The organism is Candidatus Binatia bacterium, from assembly GCA_029243485.1.
In the GTDB taxonomy this organism is placed as follows: Bacteria; Desulfobacterota; Binatia; order UBA12015; family UBA12015; genus VGTG01.
Map to the genome: position 1 here is coordinate 94,359 of JAQWRY010000058.1, position 19,068 is coordinate 113,426.

15 protein-coding genes are annotated in these 19,068 nt (G+C 64.5%); 4 read left to right on the top strand and 11 right to left on the bottom strand.

Annotated features, from left to right (window positions below; genetic code table 11):
- Window positions 1-57: 57 nt before the first annotated feature.
- The 3 genes from P8R42_16625 to P8R42_16635 are packed head-to-tail and all read right to left on the bottom strand — an operon-like array spanning window position 58 to window position 3,786.
- The gene (locus tag P8R42_16625; protein ID MDG2306239.1) at window positions 58-1,134 is read right to left on the bottom strand and encodes a Zn-dependent alcohol dehydrogenase; all 1,077 of its coding nucleotides are present in this window, start codon (window positions 1,132-1,134) and stop codon (window positions 58-60) included.
- Between the two features lie 13 nt (window positions 1,135-1,147).
- Window positions 1,148-2,617 carry an aldehyde dehydrogenase family protein gene (locus P8R42_16630; protein ID MDG2306240.1) on the bottom strand — a complete coding sequence of 490 codons (1,470 nt, stop codon included), beginning with the start codon at window positions 2,615-2,617 and terminating at the stop codon, window positions 1,148-1,150.
- A gap of 47 nt (window positions 2,618-2,664) precedes the next feature.
- Window positions 2,665-3,786 carry an LLM class flavin-dependent oxidoreductase gene (locus tag P8R42_16635; protein MDG2306241.1) on the bottom strand — a complete coding sequence of 374 codons (1,122 nt, stop codon included), beginning with the start codon at window positions 3,784-3,786 and terminating at the stop codon, window positions 2,665-2,667.
- A gap of 99 nt (window positions 3,787-3,885) precedes the next feature.
- Between P8R42_16635 and P8R42_16640 the strand changes: the two genes are divergently transcribed.
- The gene (locus P8R42_16640; protein MDG2306242.1) at window positions 3,886-4,536 is read left to right on the top strand and encodes a TetR/AcrR family transcriptional regulator; all 651 of its coding nucleotides are present in this window, start codon (window positions 3,886-3,888) and stop codon (window positions 4,534-4,536) included.
- 198 nt (window positions 4,537-4,734) lie between these two features.
- Here P8R42_16640 and P8R42_16645 read toward each other — a convergent pair whose 3' ends face one another.
- From P8R42_16645 to P8R42_16680, 8 genes are all read right to left on the bottom strand, one after another.
- A complete protein-coding gene (locus tag P8R42_16645; GenBank protein ID MDG2306243.1) occupies window positions 4,735-9,054 on the bottom strand; it encodes an Ig-like domain-containing protein in 4,320 nt (1,439 codons plus the stop codon).
- 281 nt (window positions 9,055-9,335) lie between these two features.
- A complete protein-coding gene (locus tag P8R42_16650) occupies window positions 9,336-10,790 on the bottom strand; it encodes an NADH-quinone oxidoreductase subunit N (protein MDG2306244.1) in 1,455 nt (484 codons plus the stop codon).
- Complete coding sequence (locus P8R42_16655) at window positions 10,787-12,331, bottom strand: NADH-quinone oxidoreductase subunit M (protein ID MDG2306245.1); 1,545 nt, start codon at window positions 12,329-12,331, stop codon at window positions 10,787-10,789. Before P8R42_16655 ends, P8R42_16650 begins: the two co-directional genes overlap by 4 nt.
- 3 nt (window positions 12,332-12,334) lie before the next feature.
- The gene (nuoL, locus tag P8R42_16660) at window positions 12,335-14,269 is read right to left on the bottom strand and encodes an NADH-quinone oxidoreductase subunit L (protein MDG2306246.1); all 1,935 of its coding nucleotides are present in this window, start codon (window positions 14,267-14,269) and stop codon (window positions 12,335-12,337) included.
- A 27-nt stretch (window positions 14,270-14,296) separates the two neighbouring features.
- Window positions 14,297-14,602, bottom strand: a complete 306-nt coding sequence (gene nuoK / locus P8R42_16665) for an NADH-quinone oxidoreductase subunit NuoK (protein MDG2306247.1) — start codon at window positions 14,600-14,602, stop codon at window positions 14,297-14,299.
- A gap of 2 nt (window positions 14,603-14,604) precedes the next feature.
- Window positions 14,605-15,090 carry an NADH-quinone oxidoreductase subunit J gene (locus tag P8R42_16670; GenBank protein ID MDG2306248.1) on the bottom strand — a complete coding sequence of 162 codons (486 nt, stop codon included), beginning with the start codon at window positions 15,088-15,090 and terminating at the stop codon, window positions 14,605-14,607.
- Complete coding sequence (locus P8R42_16675) at window positions 15,087-16,193, bottom strand: NADH-quinone oxidoreductase subunit H (protein MDG2306249.1); 1,107 nt, start codon at window positions 16,191-16,193, stop codon at window positions 15,087-15,089. Before P8R42_16675 ends, P8R42_16670 begins: the two co-directional genes overlap by 4 nt.
- Window positions 16,194-16,259: 66 nt before the next feature.
- Complete coding sequence (locus P8R42_16680) at window positions 16,260-16,592, bottom strand: NADH-quinone oxidoreductase subunit A (protein ID MDG2306250.1); 333 nt, start codon at window positions 16,590-16,592, stop codon at window positions 16,260-16,262.
- Window positions 16,593-16,686: 94 nt separating this feature from the next.
- On the opposite strand from P8R42_16680, the gene P8R42_16685 reads away from it, so the two are divergent.
- From P8R42_16685 to P8R42_16695, 3 genes are all read left to right on the top strand, one after another.
- On the top strand, window positions 16,687-17,715 hold the full coding sequence (locus tag P8R42_16685; protein MDG2306251.1) for a phosphotransferase: 1,029 nt from the start codon (window positions 16,687-16,689) through the stop codon (window positions 17,713-17,715).
- Entirely contained in the window at window positions 17,712-18,464 is a 753-nt protein-coding gene (locus P8R42_16690; protein ID MDG2306252.1) for a nucleotidyltransferase family protein, read from the top strand. Before P8R42_16685 ends, P8R42_16690 begins: the two co-directional genes overlap by 4 nt.
- 110 nt (window positions 18,465-18,574) lie before the next feature.
- Window positions 18,575-18,844, top strand: coding sequence for a transposase (locus tag P8R42_16695; GenBank protein MDG2306253.1), 270 nt, complete (start codon window positions 18,575-18,577; stop codon window positions 18,842-18,844).
- Window positions 18,845-19,068 lie beyond the last annotated feature (224 nt).

Below are 19,068 nucleotides of genomic sequence, written 5' to 3' on the forward strand. Positions count from 1 at the left end.
GCAGTCCTAGCCCCGTCGCGCCACCCAGGCCAACGTCCCTGCGCCCGCGGCCGCGGTCTAGGCCGTGCCGATATCGAACACCCCGCGCGCCAATTCGCCCTTCTCGAGGTCTTCCATCGCGGTGTTGATGTCGTCGAGTGGGTAGTGGCGCGTGATCAGCTCGTCGATCTTAAGCCGGCCGGCGAGATACAGCTCCGCGAGCATCGGGAAGTCGCTATGTGGCCGGGCCGTACCATACCGACAACCCTGGATCGCCTTGTCGAGGCGCAGCGCGTTGGCCACGAATTCCGCTTTCACGCCGAGACCTGTCACACCGACGATCGTCATGGTGCCGCCGGGTGCGAGGGAATCGAGAGCCTGCTCGATCGCCTTCACGTGACCGACCGCCTCGAACGCGTGCGTGACGCCGCGCCCGCCGGTGAGCTCCTTCACCTGCTCAACCGCGTTGCCCTCGCGACCGTCGACGATGTGCGTCGCGCCGAACTGCTGCGCCCACTCGAGCTTCGAGGGCAACAGGTCGACGGCGATGATCTTCGTCGCGCCGGCAAGAACGCCGCCTTGGATGATGTTCAGCCCGATACCGCCGGCACCAAAGACCGCCATGGTGTCCCCGGCTTCGACCTTCGCCCGGTTCAGAACTGCGCCGACGCCGGTGATGATGCCGCATCCGATCAACGCCGCCTGCGCCATCGGAATCTCCTTCGGCACGGGGATCGCGCTGGACTCGGGGACGAGCGTCTTCTCCGTGAACGTCGAGGCGTTCGCGAACTGGAAAGCCGGCTCGCCCCGGAAGGTGAACGGCTTCCGCGGACCGGGAGGCTGATAGCAGAGCGTCGGATGACCGGTGTCGCACGCCGGACAGTGGCCACAGTTCGCGAGTGTCGAGATGACGACGGCGTCGCCTTCCTTCACCGAGCGCACCCCCGCGCCCACCGATTCGACGAAACCGGAACCCTCGTGACCGATGACGGTCGGGGTCGGGATCCCGTAGGTTCCGTTGATCGCGCTAATGTCGGAGTGGCACAAGCCGGCCGACTGGATCGCGATCAGAACTTCCCCTTCGCCCGGGTCGGCGATACCAACGTCCTCGACGATGACCGGCGCACCCTTCTCGTGAAAAACTGCCGCTTTCATCTCTCGAATCCCCTCAGCTCGCCCAACCGACGTACTTCAGCTCGGAGTACGCATCGAGACCGAAGCGCCCCCCGTCGCGACCATGGCCGCTCATCTTGTATCCGCCGAACGGTGCGTCGGGGTTCGGCGGGCTCCCGTTGATCTGCACGGTGCCCGTACGCAGCGCGCGAGCGACCCGCATGGCGCGAACCGGATCGCCGCTCCACACATAGCCGTACAGACCGAAATCGGAGTCGTTCGCGATGCGGATCGCCTCAGCTTCGTCTTTGAAGGGGATCGCCGTGATGACCGGACCGAAGATCTCTTCGCGCGCGATCGTCATGTCGTTGTTCGCATTCGTGAAGAGCGTGGGCTCGAAGTAGAATCCCTCCTTCATGTGCGCCGGCCGCTTGCCGCCGCAGGCGATGGTCGCGCCCTCTTCGACGCCCTTCTTCACGTAGCCTTCGATGCGGCCGAGTTGCGCCTCGGAGATGATCGGCCCCACGACGACACCTTCCTCGTTCGGGTCACCGACCTTCATGGCCGAGGCGGCCGTGGCCATCTTCGACGTGAACTCCTCGTAGATCGACTCCTGGATGAGAAGCCGGGTCGGCGCGATGCAGATCTGACCGGAATGGAAGCCGAACACGCTCATCGAGCTTCGAATCGCGGTGGGCATGTTGCAGTCGGCGAAGACGATGTTCGCGGACTTTCCGCCGAGCTCCTGCAAAGTGCGCTTCATCGTCTTGGCCGCGGACTGCTCTATGATCGAGCCGATGACCGTACTGCCCGTGAACGAGATCATGTCGACGTCGTCCGAAGAGCTCAAAGCTTCGCCGATGTCCGGGGTCGAACCGCAGATGAAGTTGACGACGCCCGGCGGGAGAACCGAATCCACGATACGTGCGAGCACCGTCATGCCCATCGGGTCCTGCGGGGGCGGCTTGATCACCACGGTATTCCCAACCGCGAGTGCGGGCGCGATCTTGCCCGCACAGTTCGTCATCGGGAAGTTGTACGGACTAATGCAGGCTACGACGCCCACCGGATCACGGACGACGATCCCGGCAGCCAGACTCGCGGTGGAGCCGGCCACGCCCGGCCGCGAGATCGGGGGAAGTCCTTCGACGTCGGGGTTGCGAGCGAGCCCCGCGTACTTCTCCAGCCGCGCCGCGACCTCGCCCACCTGGAGTTGTTTCGCGATCGGGCGGAGAGCTCCGGTCTCGGCGACCGTGATGTCGACGAGATCATCCATCTGACGGCGGAACTCGTCCGCGGCCTTTTGGAGCAGAGCGCCTCGCTCGGCTCCCGTCATCCGTGGCCACGGGCCGTTCTCGAAGGCTTCTCGGGCGGCGTGGGTCGCCGCAGCGACCTGCTCCGGCGAGCACTCCGGCGCTTTGCCGGCGAGACCGCCTGTCGCGGGATTGGTGATTTCGTAGGTGCCGCGCGCGGCCGGCACCCAGTCACCGCCGATCAGGATCTTGTCGAAGACGGGTACGGACATGGGCTGGTCTTAACGAGCCGCCGCGCAGAGAACCAACTCGCCCGATCTCACGCCGCCGCCTTGGACCCGGCCTGCTCGCGGAGCCGGGTGGTGCGATGCATCGGGTCCTTGTCGAAGCGCGGCAGCACGTGCTTGCCGAAGCACTCGATCGACCGAAGGACGTCCTTCTGTCCGACCGAATGGCACAGCGGCGCGTAGATCAGCTGGTCGACGCCGATGGCCTCGTAGCGCTGAACGACCGCGGCGACATCGTCTGGCGTGCCGACCTGGTAGCCACCACCGGCGGTCACGGCGACCATGTCCTGAGGCGAAGGCTGCGGAATCTTGACCGGGCCTTCCTTCGGCATTCCTTCCGGGCGGGGGAACGAATCCAGGTACTGGAAGAAGTACTCGAGATACGCACTCGGGCGCCCCTTGCAGTAGATGTCACGCGCCTCGTCGCCATCATCTAGACAGAACATGTTCGACGTGACCGCGATGTTGTTGTTCACGAAGCCGCCGATCGGATTCGTGCAGCGCGCGACGGCTTCCTTGTAGGCCTTCACGCTGTCGGTGACCGTATCGACCTCACCCAACGTGAAACAGAGCGCCCCCAGACCGAGTTCCCCTGCCTGCACGAACGTCTGCGGGCTGGCGCACGCGACCCAGATCGGCGGGTTCGGCTTCGAGAACGGCTTCGGAAGCACGTTGCGCTCCGGCATGCGGAAGTACTTTCCTTCGAACGAATACGGCTCGTCTTTCCACATCTCCGGTATCTGCTCGAGAGACTCGCGCCACATCGGCTTCGTCTCGGCCAGCGACGGAATCGCAAAACCGCCCCACTCCATGCTGGAGGAGCCACGTCCCGTTCCGAACTCGACGCGCCCTTCGCTCAGGTGATCGAGAGTCGCGATGCGCTCTGCCACGCGGGCCGGGTGGTTCACCGGGGCGGTGATGTTGTTGATCGCGTGACCTACGTGGATCTGCTTCGTGCGCGCCGCGACGTAGGAGAGAAAAATCTCCGGCGCCGGCTGATGCGAGTAATTCTCGAGGAAGTGATGCTCCGGCGCCCAGTCGTACTTGAATCCGACGTCATCGACGGCCTCAGCGACTTCCAATTCTCGCAGAAAGCGACTGTGTTCGTCATCGCCGGCGGGGACATGCATCTGTGAGAAAATGCCGAATTCCATGGTGTTTCTCCTTATCGAGAACTAAGATGGCTGTTTTCCGAATTACCATTCGGAAAGTCGACTTGTCAATCGAGAGAATCTTGATACGGTTCGGGCTTCGTGGCCGGCCGTACCAACAAGACGAAACCGACGGCGGCCAACCCACGCGCCGCAGCGCGCGCCGCTCGAGAGGGCGTCTACCGCGAGCACATCCTCACCGCCGCCGAACACGTGTTCGCGGAGAAGTCGTTCGAGGATGCGAAGGTTCAGGACATCTCTCGCGAGGCCGGCCTTTCGATGGGATCCATCTACAGCCTCTTCCCGGGCAAAGAGCAGATCTTCGAGTCCATCACCGAGAAGCGCGGCAACGAGATCCTGGCTCTGGTCCGCGCCGTCATCGCCCAGGAACGGGATCCTCTCGAAACGATCGAAGAGATCGCCACGACGTACATCCATTACCTGCACGGCCATCCCCACTTCCTGCGAATGAACCTGCGGACCGGCGCGGCGTGGGCACTCACACCTCGGCACGCCCACCACGTGGCGAAGGAGATCCACGAGCTGCAGGCGTCTGTCTTCGCTCGCGGCATCGAAGCCGGCGTGTTCGTCGATGACGACCCCGCCTACCTCGCGACACTGCTCACCGGCATCGATCAGATCCACCTGGCCCACTGGGTCCAGACCGGGATGAAGCAACCGCGCGACTCGCTTCGCGAGAACTTCCTGCGACTGGTCCGGCGCACCTTCCTGCGCAAGCCACCGAAGACCTGAGCGCACGAAAAGGCGGCGCCCCCTCCGGGCGGCCTTCGATGGTTCGTCTTGATCTCCGGCGGGCACGGGATCTTCTACTGATCTCGGCTGGGCGCGGGAGCGCACTACCCTTGTTGGTGCAGTGCTCCCCGGTCGCGACCTGGAGGCTTACTGGGCACGGAAGCCCGCGTCTCGGCCGACGGCAGGCTGAGTTCCGCCCTAAGGCAGAACCTGGAAGACAACGTCGACGCTGAGCTCGGTGGCCGATGCGGCGTCGACCGGATAGGTGCCTGTCACCGTGATCGTACCGGGCGCGAGAAGCTGGCCTTGGTTGACCTTGAACGCCCCGCTTCCGTCGCCCATCAGAACCTTGGCCGGATCCGAGGAGGTCCACGTGAGCAGCAGGTTCACACCCTGCGTCGCACCACTGACGTAAGTGACGCGCGCCTGGAAGCCGTACGTCGCCCCCACGTTCCCCACGAAGCCGACACCGTCGTCTTCGGGGAACAGCTCGAGAAGCACGCGCGTCTTGCGGGTCCGGATCACACTGACCTGGCCGCTGGCCGACGAGCTAACGTCGAAGGCGGCATCGTAGGCGAGAAGCGTGACTTCACCGTCTCCGACGGCCGTCGCCAGGCCGCCGTCGCCACCGGTCTCGATGACGCTCGCGATCGAAGGATCACTTGAGGTCCACAAGACCTTGCGGGTCACTTCGATCTCGCTTCCGTCCTCGAGCATTCGGTAGGCGCGCAGTTGGCGCGTGCTGAGGTAGTCGAGGTCCCGGAAGTCCGGCGTCGTGCGAATGCCGAGAACCTGGCCGGAGCAGGTGACCACGAGGTCGCCGAGCGTAGCGGCCGACGAAATTCCCGTGTCCGGGTCGGTCGCGGAGATGATTGAGGCACCGACAGTTTGGCAGGTGACGAGTCCGGAACCGCTGACCGATACAGCGACGGGATCGCTCGAGACCCAATCGAGCTTGCTCCCGAGGCTGAAGGCATCGACCCGGCCGGCGTACTGACCGGCCCCCTTCAGACTCTTGGTTTCACCGGCGCTGAGCACGACGTCGGGGGGATCGGCGGTTAGATCCGTATTCGTCGAAACCCTGATGCCGATGAGATCGCCCACAACCGACAGCGAACGACTACCGTCGCTGTCCGACGAGGAGATGCCCGTCAGAAGATCCGTCGCGTGAACCGTCGCATCGCCGAGGGCATGCGCGGTAACGCGCCCGGACTCGCTGATCGTCGCGAGAGGCGGTAGCCCAGCGTCGATCGACCATTGAACCTCGTCCGAGATCTGAATCGTCGAACCGTCCGCGAAGACACCGAACGCTTTGTAGTTCTTTTCGCCACCCACCGGCAGCGCGAGCCTGCTCGGGGTGAGGAAGACCCGAACCAAAGTGCCTACGACCGAAACGTTGCCCGTGGACGCATCCGACCGGACCCGAGTGCCACGATCGAGCACTTCGATCCGCACCGAGCCTTCCGCGTGCGCCGTCACGTGCCCGTTCTCGTCGACGGAAGCGATCGCCGGATTGCTGGACTTCCATTCGACCGCATTCGTGACGTCGACGTCGATCTCGCCATCGGAGAACGTCGCAATCGCCTCGAGGGCGGCAGAACCGTCGACACGCAGGCCGGTGGACGCCGGGGAGATCGCGAGGCTCGTGATCTCGCGAACGGCCACCGTGACCGTACCGCTGAAGCCATTAACCGAGTCCGTGATCTGAACGTGCGTGACGCCCATGCCCTTCGCGACCACCCTCCCGGTGACATCGACGACGGCGACACGGAAGTCGCCCGTGCCGTAGTCGAGGCCCGTGTTGACGACGTCAGAGGAGCCGTCCGAGTAGTGCAGCGACGTGACGATCTGGGCGGTCTCGCCGTCCTGGAGAACGATCGTCTCGGGCGTGTAGCTCTGGCCCACCACGACGGCGGGTGCACCCGGATCCGGGGTCGGGGTGGGTGCCGGCGTCGGGGTGGGTGACGGCGCGCCCGCGAGGGTCACGCGAATCAGTCCAGCATCCCGGTCGGACTTCACTTTCGTTACGAGATGCTGAGCGGTGACGTCGGTTTCGCCGACGCCGATCGCGGTTAGAAGTCCAAAGTCCGGCGCCTCACGCTCGACCTCGGCCACCGAGGTCCGCGTCGAAGACCACTTCACTTCACCTGTGACGTCGACGCCTTCGACGCCGTTGTCGTAGCTGGCGAAGGCGAGCAACTGGATCCTCTCGCCGGGCGCGAGAAGCGGCTCGCGCGGCCAGGTCTCGATGAAGGTCATCTCGGCGACGTGCACTCGGGTCGAAACCCGCGACTTGATGCGCGTCTGGGGTTCCTTCACGCGGATCTCGGTGTCGCCGCCCCGCTCCGCCGTCACGACGCCGAACTCGTCCACCTCCGCCGTCTTGCTTCGGCGCGAATCAAACTTCACAAATTCGGTGAGATCGCGGGTGGAACCATCTGCGTAGATGCCCGTCGCCGTGACGAATGCGGTCTCTCCGGGCATCAGGTTCAAAGACGCCGGATCGAGTACGATGTCACGTAGCCCGATCGTGTAGCTGATGTCAGTCCCGATATCGCCGGGATCTTCTTCCCCCTCTTCGAAGACGACGACCTTGCCCGAAGACGATTTCGACTTCTTGCCCGATGCCGGATCGCGCGCGACGATCACGGCGTCGCCGCGAGACACGCCGGTAACGAAACCCTTCGAACCGGCGCCATCGGAGACGGTCGCAACGCGCGCCTTCTCGGACGACCATTCCGCGGTGTCGGTGATGTCCTCGTTCAAGCCGTTGTCGTACGTCGCGAGAGCCAGCAGCGGTTTGGTGTCGCCCAGGAGGACACTCACGCCGGTCGGTGAGATGTCGATGCTCTCGACCTCACCGACCCAGATGCGGGCCTTCTTGCGCGCGTCCTTGCCGCTCGCAGGATGGTACGCGTCGATCTTCGTCTTGCCCGCTTCTACCGCGGTGACGATGCCGGCGCCGGCGACAGTCGCGACGCGCTCTTTGTCCGACTCGAAGATGCACCCGGCGGTGACGTCAATCTCGCTGCCGTCTTCCATCGTCGCGATGGCACGGAGCGTATGGGTGCCGGTTGGAAGCAGGTCCAGTTTGAGCGGGACCAGGTTGATCTCGTCGACCTCGCCGAGGTCGATCGGCGTCGGCGTCGGCGTCGCACTCGGATCTTGTGTCGGGGTCGGCGTCGGAACCGGATCGATCACTTCCACACGACCGGACTCGGAATCGGTCTCGTCGCCGGAAACAGGATCCGTCGCGATGATGACGGCGTCGCCCCGCTCGTGGCCGGAAACGAGTCCCTTGGTCCCGGCGGCGTCGGAGACGGTCGCGACGCGGTCCTTCTCGGAATGCCACGTCGCGGTCGCCGTGATGTCCTCGGTCAGGCCGTTGTCGTAAACGCGGACGGCGGAAAGCTGCACGGCGCTGCCCACGGCCACCTGGGCGCCCGCCGGGGAGACCGAGAGGCTGTCGGCCTCACCGACCCAGACGTCGGCCTTCGTGTCGGCGTCGATGCCGCTCGCCTCATGGTGTGCGTGGATCTCGGCGGAGCCGGACTCGCCCGCAGTGACGACGCCGGCGGCGATGCCGGCGATATGGTCGCGGTTCGACTCCCAAACGACTTCGCTCGAGACATCGCGCTGCGTTCCGTCGCTCAGAGTCGCAATCGCCTGGATGGCGCCGGTGGCACCATTCGGCAGCAAGTTCAGCTGGAGCGGAACGAGATGGATCTGCGTGATCGACGGCGTCGGAACCGCAGTCGGCGTGGGGCCGGGGTCCGGCGTGGGCGACGGCGTCTGCCCGGGCGTCGGAATGGGACTCGGCGTCGGCGTGGGGGCGACCTCGATGACCGTGATCACGCCCTCGCTGTTGGGCGACTGGTTGCCCGACTCGAGATCCTTCGCGCGGATCAGGACCTCACCGTTCTGATGGGCGGTGGCGAGTCCCTTCGTGCCGGCCGTGTCCGAGACCGTAGCGGTTGCGACCTTGCCGGACGTCCAACGGACAAAGTCCGTCACGTCGTACCCGGTGCGGCCGTCACTCAGCGTCGCGGTCGCCGTGAGTTGCAGCGTGTCGCCCTCGACCACCGTAGCGGTGGCGGGAGAGACGGAGACCGAATCGATCTCGGCGACGATGACTTCGCCGTCCTCACTCGCACTCGTCCCGGACTCGGGCTCCACGACTTCGATATCCGTGTCACCAGGGCCGATGGCGGTCACCAAGCCGGTTGCCGACACGGTCACCACGTCGGTGTCGCGCGACGTCCACTCGACCACGTCGGTCAGGTCGGCGGTGGTGTCGTCCTCGTAGACGCCGATCGCTGTGAGCTGGGCGTTCTCACCCGGGCCGAGCGTCAGCGGGGAGGGTTGGATCAGGATGTCATCGAGACGCGGGTCGTCGTTCAGCGCCACTGCCAGCCGATTCGCCGCGAAGGCCACCGGGACAAGCAGGAGCCCGAGACCCACGACGACCGCAAAAGCGGCCCCGAGGACACGGGCTGAGATCATCCGTTTCGATTGCAAGCAGAACCCTCCGAGTTTCAATCCGTGGGCGGGATCTTCAATGAGGTGCGGCGGAGGTTGAGGAAGGTCGGAAGGGGTAGCTGCCGGCGGTCTCGGAAAGTCCACGGATCGAGTTGAAGAAACGCAAGATGGGTGCCACGCCCGACTCCAAAGATGTCTGTTTTTACTGAGAAAATAGGGCCCCGGCGGATGCGGAGGCCTGGCAGGAATGCAAGTATTCGTAGCCGTGCACGATTCGCCCCCGCAGCCGACAGGAAGAGCCCCGGGGGCGGAACGATCGTTCAGCGAAGCGCGGCGAAGGAGTCCCGGGCGGCATCCAGAGCCACGTCCGGGAAGATTCCGAAGAACACGGTGCCGAAGAGGGCGACCGCAACGCACAGCATCAGGTAGGGCCGCGGCTCGATCTCGGTGGCGTCCTTCACCGGGTCCCGCATGAACATCTCCATGATCACGCGGAGATAGTAATACCCCGAGACGACGCTGTTGAGGATCAGTACGACGGCCAGCAAGACCTGCTGGGCGTCGACCAGGGCCTCGATGATGTAGAGCTTGCCGACAAAACCGGCGAGCGGCGGAATGCCCATCAGCGAGAGCAGGAAGAGCACCATGGCGCCACCGAGCAGAGGCCGCCGGCTCCCCAGTCCAGCGAAGTCGGAGAGGAGCTCGTTCGGCTCGTCCTTGGTCCCCATCGCAATCACCACCGCGAAGGCGCCGAGGTTCATGAAGGCGTACGTCAGCAGGTAGAACAGGACCGCCCCGCCGCCGCGGCTCGTACCGGCCGCGATCGCCGCGAAGAGGTACCCCGCGTGCGCGACACTCGAGTACGCGAGCATGCGCTTCACGTTGTTCTGCGAGATCGCAACGAAGTTGCCGAGCGTCATGGTCGCAACCGCGACCCACCACAGCACCATGCTCCACTCGACGTGGAGTCCTTCGAGGGCCGTGAGGAACAAACGCGCGGTACCCACGACCGCGGCCGCTTTCACCCCGACCGCCATGAGTGCGGTGACGGGCGTCGGCGCGCCCTGATAGACGTCCGGCGCCCAGAAGTGGAACGGCACGACGCCGACCTTGAAGCCGAGCGCGACGATCAACATCGCGATGCCGGCGAGAACCGGCAGGCGCGGCGCATCACCGAGAGCCGCAGCGATACCCGCATAGCTGGTGCTGGCCGTCGCACCGTAGAGCAGCGCAATTCCGTAGAGGAGGAAGCTCGTCGCGAACGCACCGAGGAGGAAGTACTTCAGGGCAGCCTCGCCCGACTTCTCATCCTGTCGTCGAATGCCCGCCAGCACGTACGCCGGGAGCGACATGACCTCGATTCCGAGGAAGAGCACTATCAGGTCGCGAGCGCCGCCCATGATGATCATGCCCGCGACGGCGAACAATACGAGCGAATGGAACTCCCTCGCGCGGACACCGACCATGGCCATGTAGTGCACGCCCATCATGAGCGAGAGGCCCGCGGCGAGGAAGCACACGAGATTCGTGAATACGGCTACGCCATCAGTCGAGAACGTCCCACCGTAGGCAGCCGGCCCGTCGGTCCACGCTAGAAGCGAGGCGATCGCCGCGCCCGAGAGCCCGAGGATCGAGAACCAGAAGGGCAGCTCGGCGCCGCGGTCGTTGTCCGGGAAGAACGTCTCGTACAGCAAGATCCCCATCGCGAAGACCACCACGATGGCGAAAGGCGCGATGGCCCATGCTTCGGCCGCTCCGAATCCGATGTCGATCATCGCGCTGCCACCCGCGCTTCGTCCTTCGAGTCACCAGCGTCCGCGAGATAACGCGTCGCCCCGGCGCGCTCGAGACGCCCGAGGAGAACCTCGACCGTCGGCTCGATGCGATTGAGGAAGGGCTTCGGATAGACGCCGATCCAGAAGATCAGAACCACGATCGGCAGGACCGATAGCACCTCACGGGGAGACAGATCCGTGAGACTCTCGAGGGCCGAGTTCTTGAGCGGCCCGAAGACCACGTGTTTGTACATCGTAAGCATGTAAGCGGCTCCGAGAACCACACCCGTCGTCGCGATCGCGGCGGCCCAGGGATGGACGCGGAACATGCCGAGCAAGATCATGAACTCGCCCACGAAGCTGTTCGTTCCGGGCAGGCCAATCGATGCCATCGTGACAATCAGGAAGAGCACGGAGAAGATCGGCACGACGGCCCAGACGCCACCGTACTCGGCGATCTGTCGTGTGTGCGTGCGGTCGTAGATGAAGCCGATCAACAGGAACAGCCCGCCGGTCGTGAGACCGTGGTTCAGCATCTGCAGGACGCCGCCGGTCATGCCCATGACGTCGAAGGAGTAGAGCCCGAGCATCACGAAGCCCATGTGGCTCACCGACGAGTACGCGACCAACCGCTTCATGTCCGGCTGCGGGTAGGCCACCATCGCCCCGTAAATGATTCCCACGACGCTCAGCCCGATCACGATCGGGAAGGCTTCCTGCGCGGCGTGCGGGAAGAGAGGAATCGCGAACCTGAGGAACGCGTAACCGCCCATCTTGAGCAGGATGCCCGCGAGATCCACCGAGCCGCCCGTGGGCGCCTCGGTGTGCGCGTCGGGCAACCAGGTGTGCAGCGGGAACATCGGAACCTTGATGAAGAACGCGATCGCGAACGCCCAGAACAGAAGCGTTTCCTCGCGGTGCGTGAGAACCGTGTCGTACAGCGTCACGATGTCGAACGTCATCGTCCCCGACTTGGCGTGGGCGAGGACGAGGTAGAGCATCGCGACCATCATCAGGGCGCTGCCCGCCATCGTGTAGAGCACGAACTTGACCAGCGCGTAGTAGCGACGCGGGCCGCCCCAGATCCCGAGAACGAAAGCCATCGGGAAGAGCATCAGCTCCCAGAACATGAAGAAGAGGAACAGGTCGACCGCGACCAGCGCGCCGAGCATCCCCCACTCCAGCAGGAGCATGAAGAACAGGAATTCCTTCACTCGGTGCCGGATGTCGGTCCAGGAACCGAGGATGACGACCGGCGTGAGCAACGTCGTCAGGACGACGAGCCACAGGGAGAACCCGTCGACGCCGAGCGAATAGTAGATGCCGAGCGAGGGCATCCACGACACCGTCTCGGTCATCTGCAACTCGCCGATCGCCGGATCGAACTGATTCAGCATCATCAGCGCGAGCACGAACGGAACGAGCGAGAAGGCCAAGGCCGCGCGTTGCGGGATCTTCACCGGCTCGGACGGCAGGAAGAGCAGCAGGAGCCCCAAGACGAGAGGCGAGAAGGTGATCAGACTGAGGATCGGAAGGTCCATTGCCTACCCCACCCCCACGAACAGCCAGTAGCCACCGACGATCGCCACCGCACCGAGCAGCATACCCAAGGCGTAGGACTGGACGTTGCCGGTCTGAAGACGACGCAGCACGCCGCTGTTCCACACGACCACGGCACCGACGCCGTTCACGACGCCGTCGATCACGACCGAGTCCACGGTCTTCCAGAAGAAACGCGACGCTCTCTTGTAGGGATCGATGATCAGGGAATCGTACAACTCGTCGATCCAGTACTTGTTGAAGAGCACTTCGTAGATCCGCGTCGTCTTTGCGTAAACCTTATCGAGCGTCTCGGGCGATCGCACGTACAGAGTGTGCGCCCACCAGATTCCGAAGAGCGCGGCACCGGTGGCCGAGGCCATCAGCATCAGCAGAGTCCCGGTGCTGGGATTACCGTGATGTTCGATCTGCGCGAGGGACGGTGCGAGATACTCGCCGATGGCGTCCCCCCACAAGAGGTGGAACGGCATTCCGATGTAGCCACCGATGGTCGACAGGACCGCGAGGATCATGAGCGGCACCGTCATCACCTTCGGCATCTCGTGGACGTGCGCGGCCTTCTCCGGGTCCATCCGGCTCTCACCGGTGAAGGTCCGGAAGTAGGCACGGAACACGTAGAATGCCGTGAAGCCCGCCGCCGTCGTTCCGAGCAGCCACACAAAGGTGTGTCCGTTCACGAACGCGGCCTCGAGTACCATGTCCTTGGAGAAGAAGGCTGCGAAGCCGGGCACGCCAGCGATCGCGAGCGATGCGATCAGGAACGTGCGCGCGGTGATCGGCATCTTCTCTTTGAGACCCCCCATGTGCGACATGCGGAGTTCCCCGTGCAGCGCGTGCATGACGGCGCCGGCACACAGGAAGAGCAGCGCTTTGAAGAAGGCGTGCATCATGAGGTGGAAGATGCCGGCCGAGAATGCGCCGACTCCCACACCGATGATCATGTAACCGATCTGAGAGACCGTGGAATACGCGAGGACCTTCTTCAGGTCTTCCTGGACGATCGCCATGGTGGCGGCGAACAGGCAGGTAATCCCGCCGATGGTCGCGACGACCTCCATCGCAACCGGTGCCTCGACGTAGAGGAAAGAGAGACGGGCAATCATGTAGACGCCCGCGGTCACCATCGTCGCGGCGTGGATCAGAGCCGAAACCGGCGTGGGCCCGGCCATTGCGTCGGGCAGCCAAACGTAGAGCGGAACCTGGGCCGACTTGCCGGTCGCACCGACGAGAAGCAGGAGGCAGGCCACGGTCGGAACCCACGGAAGCTTCGCCGCGAGGTCGCCCGCCTGCTCGTTGATGCCCTGCAGGTTCAGCGTCGCGGTGCCGATCTCGTTCAGGCTCCAGAAGAGCAGGAACATGCCGATCAGAAACGCGGCGTCACCGATACGGTTGACGATCATCGCCTTCTGGCCGGCGTCCGCGTTCGGCATCTCTTTGTACCAGAAGCCGATCAACAAATAGGAGCAGAGCCCGACCCCTTCCCAACCGATGAACATCACCGGCAGGGAATCGCCGAGCACGAGGATCAGCATCGAGGCGACGAAGAGGTTCAGATAGGCGAAGTAGCGCGCCACGTCCGGCTCGTCGTCCATGTACCCGAGCGAGTAGATGTGGATCAGCGAGCCCACACCGGTGATGATGAGGATCATCACGCTGGTGAGCCGGTCCACGCGGAACGTCAGGTCGATGCTGAGCGGCCCGGCCTCGATCCACGTGTAGATGTTGTCGACGAGCGCACCGTCGGGGGCGAGCCCCCAGAGGCGGCTGACGGCGAACAGAGCGAGCACGAAGGTCAGGATCAGGGCGCCGGGGCCCGTCATCCGCGCGATCGCCGGACGATCCCGGTTAGCGGCCAGTGCGCCCAGTCCGAAGCCGAGAAGCGGCACCAGGACGATGTAGCGCAGTAGTGAGGTCTCCATGTCGGTCATGCTCTCGAACCCGTGCGCCTACCAGCGAAGGAGGTTGATCTCGTCCGCATTGATCGTCTTTCGCTGCGCGAAGTTCACCAGAATGATGGCGAGACCGACCGCGACTTCCGCGGCGGCGACCGTCATGACGAAGAACACGATGACCTGGCCATCGACCGACCAGTGCTGCCGCGCGAGCGCGACGAAGGTCAAGTTCACGGCGTTCAGCATGAGCTCTATCGACATCAGGATGACGATCACGTTCCGCCGGATCAGGACGCCGAGCGCGCCTATTCCGAACAGAATGGCCGCCAGGACGAGATAGTTTTCGACCGGGGTATCCATACTCAGCTCCGCCGCCTCGCCAACACTACGGCTCCGACGACCGCGACGAGGAGCAAGATGCTCGTCAGCTCGAACGGCAGCATATGGGTGGAGAACAGCTCCGTCGCGACAGACGTGACCGAGCCGAAGTCCGCGGGGCCCGCTTCAGCGGACCCGGAATGCTCCATCGTAGCGACCGCGCCAAGCTCGAGTCCGAGAAGTGCGGCTAGACCCCAACCCCACGCGCGAATCGTGCTCCGCTCGGGGGAAGGTTCTTCCGGCTCCAGACTGAGCAGCATGATCGCAAACAGGATCAGCACGAGAATCGCGCCGGCGTAGACGATCACTTGCAGGAACGCGATCAGGAACGCGTCCAACGCGACGAACATGATCGCGACCTGGAACAGCGTGAACACCAGGGCCAACGCCGAGTAGACCGGGTTGCGGTGAAGCACGACCGTGAGAGCCGCCGGCACCGTCAGGAAAGCGAGGATCCAGAAGAGCGTCACGGGATCGTCTTTCCGTCGAACAAGAGAACGAGCACGGCCGTCACGGCCACGTTGATGAGCCCCAGCGGCAGGAGCCGCTTCCAGCCGAGTTCCATCAGCTGGTCGTAGCGCAGTCGCGGCAGCGACCAGCGAACCAGAATCTGAATCCAGCAGAACAGGAACAGCTTGATCAGGAAGGACACCACCTGCAGCACCGTCACCAGGAGGGACGGCAACGCGATCTCGAACCCACCCGGGAAGGCGAAGCCCTCGCGGTAGAGATACGGGACCTGCCACCCGCCGAAGAACAGCGTGGTGATCAGGGCGGCGACGATCGCGACCTCGACGAAGTCGGCCATCATGAAGACCGACTGCTTCGAACCCGAGTATTCGGTGTAGAAACCGGCAACGAGCTCGGATTCGGCCTCGGGCAGATCGAAGGGCACGCGCTTGGACTCCGCCATGCCGGCGATGAACAGGATGACGAGTGCGATCGGCTGGTAGAAAACGCCCCAGGCGGGCAGGAAGCCGAACATCAGCTCACCCTGATCGCGGGCGATCTGCTGAAAGTCGATCGTGCCGAAGGTCAGCACCACGCTCACGAGCGCCAGGCCCAACGCGATCTCGTAGGAGACCATCTGCGCGGTGCCGCGAACCCCACCCAGGAACGAGTATCGGGAGTTCGATGCCCAGCCGCCGACGACCACGCCGTAGACGGCCAGCGAGAGCATCGCGAGAACGTAGAGGATGCCGAGGTCGAGCTCGGCGGCCTGCAGGTTGATCGTGTAGTCACCCGCGACGAGCACGTCACCGAACGGAATCACGGCGAAGGTCACGAACAACGGGAAAATCGCGATCCACGGCGCGAGCCAGTGCAGGAACTGGTCGGCCTCGGCCGGGACGATGTCTTCCTTGTGGAAGAGCTTCAGAGGATCGGCCAGCCACGTGTTCACGATGCCGAGGTTGAACGGCAGAACGCCGCCGAAGAGGTTGGCGCGGTTCGCGCCAACACGGTCCTGGATCAGGGCCGAGCCTTTGCGCTCTACCCACAGGAGAATCAGCGTGAGCTGCAGGACGATCAGGAAGGCAACGACGACCTTCCCCAAAGTGAACAAGACCTCCATCTCACCCGCCCCGCCGCATCGTCATTTTGTCCCCGTGCCGCTGCGCCTCGCGCCGCTGCTGCGTGATCATTCCCATTCGAGGGCGCCAACTCGCCACACGTAGGCCAGGCCCACCGTCAGGACCCCGACGAACACGGCCATCTCAGCCAGTCCGGCCCAACCGAGCTGCCGGAACACGACCGCCCAAGGGTACATGAACACCACCTCGATATCGAAAACGATGAAGAGGATGGCGGTGAGGTAGAACTTGATCGGGAAGCGAACCCCCCGCAACGAGCCGACCGGCGGATTCCCAGTCTCGAAGATTTCGAGCTTGGTCTTGGTCGGGTTCTTGGGCCCCAGGATCCAACTGGCGCACACCATGATGGTGGCTACGAGCCCGCACAGGGCGAAACTCATTAATAGCGCTAGATACGGATTCACGAAAAGGTCCCGAAATGACGGGCGCGCGCTCCACCGCGAGCCCGAGATTAGCTAGGAATTAGGGGGACCGATGTCAAACTGGACGGCCATATTAGAGGGGTGTTTTCCTGGCGCGAGCGTGTCCAGCGAGCAGCCACTGGCCGGGGACGCGTCCACCCGGCGCTACGTCCGGCTCCATCTTTCGGGCGGCGGCGCCCCGCAGACGGCGATCGGGATGGTCCTGCCGGAGAAAACGGCCGCCACTGCCCCAGAGCTGTCCTTCTTGAACATCCAGAGGCACCTCGAGGGCCGGGGAATCGGCGTTCCCGCAGTCTACGGGGCGCGCGACCGGGATCTGGGCCTCCTTCTCCTGGAGGATGTGGGCGATCGGCCCCTGGCCCTCCCCCTGCGGGACCCCACCACCAGCCCCGACGAGCGCCGGCGCCTCCTGGGCGACGTGGTCGCCCTGCTCGCGGCACTCGCCGCGTCGGCCCCGGACCCGGGTTGCGTCGCGTATTCGCGGAGCCACGACGAGGCACTGCTGCGACGCGAGCTCGACATAGTCCTCTCGCACGGCCTCGCCGCCTCCGACGACGGGCCGACCTGCTCGCCGGGGGACCATCCCGAGGCGAAAGGCGCCCTCGCCCGCCTCGGCGACACTCTCGCCGCGCAGCCGCGCCGACTGATGCACCGGGACTTCCACGCCTGGAACCTCCACGTCGACCCGGACGGCCGGCTACGCGTGATCGACTTCCAGGACGCGATGCTCGGCCCACCGACCTACGACCTCGCGAGCCTCTGCACCGACCGCGACAGCGACGAGCTGTTCTCCGCGGCCGACGAGCGCGAACTCCTCGACACATACGGAACCGCCCTCGCGCGCGCCGGGGTCGACCTCTACACCGACCCCACCGTGCTCCGCCGCGACTACTACACCTCGGTCGTCTTCCGTACGCTTCGCGTCATCGGCCGCTTCCGCTTCCTCGCAATCGAGAAAGGCAACCCGGGCTACCTGCACTACATCCCACGCATGGCGCGACAGACGCGACGTGCGCTCGATGAACTGGGCGACGACGGACTCGCGCGCGTTCTCGCCGACCGGAGCGCGTACTTCGCATGAGCCGTCCGCACGCGATCATCCTCGCGGCCGGATTGGGCTCGCGACTTCGGCCGCTAACCGACCACACGCCGAAGCCGCTCGTCGAAGTCGCGGGCCATCCCCTGATCGCATACGGCCTCGGCCTGCTGCGCGAGAACGGCATCGAGGACGTAGTGGTCAACGTGCATCACCTCGCGGACCGCGTGCGCGACGAACTCGGCGACGGCTCGAAGTACGGGGTCCGCATTCGATACTCCGTGGAACGCGTCCTTCTCGACAGCGGCGGCGGCATTCGACAGGCTGCGACTCTGTTTGAGCAACCCGTCGACGGCCCGCTCGTCGTTCTGAACGCCGACGTCGTGACCGAGGTCCCACTGAAAGACGTACTGGCCTTCCACGCCCGCCGAGACGCACTCGCGACGTTCGTGCTGCGCGACGATCCCCGCAAGGACGCGTACGGTGTATTCGGCATCGACCCCGACGGCCGGATCCAACGCTTCCTCGGACGGGGCGCGCCTCCCGGGCTGCCCGAGTACATGTTCGCGTCCGTGCAGATCCTGTCGCCGAGCGTGCTCGCACGCATGCCCGAAGGCCCGTTCAGCTCGATGCGAGGTCTCTATCCCGACCTCTTCGCCGAACAGGCGCGCCTTTTCGGGTACGTTTACAACGGCCCCTGGCACACCGCCGATACGCGAGAAGACCTCGAGAACACGGCGGCAGCCCTGCAGCAGAACGGCCTACCGGGGTACATGAGTGCCCACGGCGAGTGATTCGGCATCGCTCCGGAGACACCGCCTCCAACCCGACACGCGACTGATGTGCCCCGGGTATTGCGGAGTCGGATTTCTGGAATTTAGAGCTGCTGTCGGAGGAGGACAGCATGGGCAGAAGGGGCTATCCGGCCGAGTTTAGGCGACGGGTACTGAAGCTTGTCGAAGCGGGGAGGCGTGTCGCGGAGGTCGCGACGGATCTCGGCATCAGCCAGCAGACAATCTACGACTGGCATCGCCAGGATCGGGTCGACAGGGGCTTGAAGTCCGGCATCTCGTCAGCTGCCCAGGTCGAGCTCGCCGCGGCTCACAGGCGCGTGCACGAGCTTAAGAACGAACTCCAGCTCCATCGTCGGGCAACGAAGCTCCTGGAAGGGTGACTCCCGCCCGGGCGTCGGTACGCGGCGATCCAAGTGATGGCCGCGGAAGGGTTATCAGTGCAGCTCTCCTGCCGGGTAATCGGCGTCTCTGAACCCGAACAAAGTGGTCACACGACGGTTCCGAGGCCGATCGGAATCAGGTCGACGACCCCGCAACCCCCCGATTTCACGAACTGCGCCAGGAAGGACTTGAACCTTCGACCTACGGCTTAGAAGGCCGTTGC

Bases quoted from the DNA above. Each gene is read 5' to 3' on its own strand.
- P8R42_16675 (MDG2306249.1), bottom strand. From the start codon at position 16,193: ATGGAGGTCTTGTTCACTTTGGGGAAGGTCGTCGTTGCCTTCCTGATC.
- P8R42_16625 (MDG2306239.1), bottom strand. From the start codon at position 1,134: ATGAAAGCGGCAGTTTTTCACGAGAAGGGTGCGCCGGTCATCGTCGAG.
- nuoL (MDG2306246.1), bottom strand. From the start codon at position 14,269: ATGGAGACCTCACTACTGCGCTACATCGTCCTGGTGCCGCTTCTCGGC.
- P8R42_16695 (MDG2306253.1), top strand. From the start codon at position 18,575: ATGGGCAGAAGGGGCTATCCGGCCGAGTTTAGGCGACGGGTACTGAAG.
- P8R42_16685 (MDG2306251.1), top strand. From the start codon at position 16,687: ATGTCAAACTGGACGGCCATATTAGAGGGGTGTTTTCCTGGCGCGAGC.
- P8R42_16650 (MDG2306244.1), bottom strand. From the start codon at position 10,790: ATGATCGACATCGGATTCGGAGCGGCCGAAGCATGGGCCATCGCGCCT.
- P8R42_16690 (MDG2306252.1), top strand. From the start codon at position 17,712: ATGAGCCGTCCGCACGCGATCATCCTCGCGGCCGGATTGGGCTCGCGA.
- nuoK (MDG2306247.1), bottom strand. From the start codon at position 14,602: ATGGATACCCCGGTCGAAAACTATCTCGTCCTGGCGGCCATTCTGTTC.
- P8R42_16630 (MDG2306240.1), bottom strand. From the start codon at position 2,617: ATGTCCGTACCCGTCTTCGACAAGATCCTGATCGGCGGTGACTGGGTG.
- P8R42_16655 (MDG2306245.1), bottom strand. From the start codon at position 12,331: ATGGACCTTCCGATCCTCAGTCTGATCACCTTCTCGCCTCTCGTCTTG.
- P8R42_16635 (MDG2306241.1), bottom strand. From the start codon at position 3,786: ATGGAATTCGGCATTTTCTCACAGATGCATGTCCCCGCCGGCGATGAC.
- P8R42_16680 (MDG2306250.1), bottom strand. From the start codon at position 16,592: ATGAGTTTCGCCCTGTGCGGGCTCGTAGCCACCATCATGGTGTGCGCC.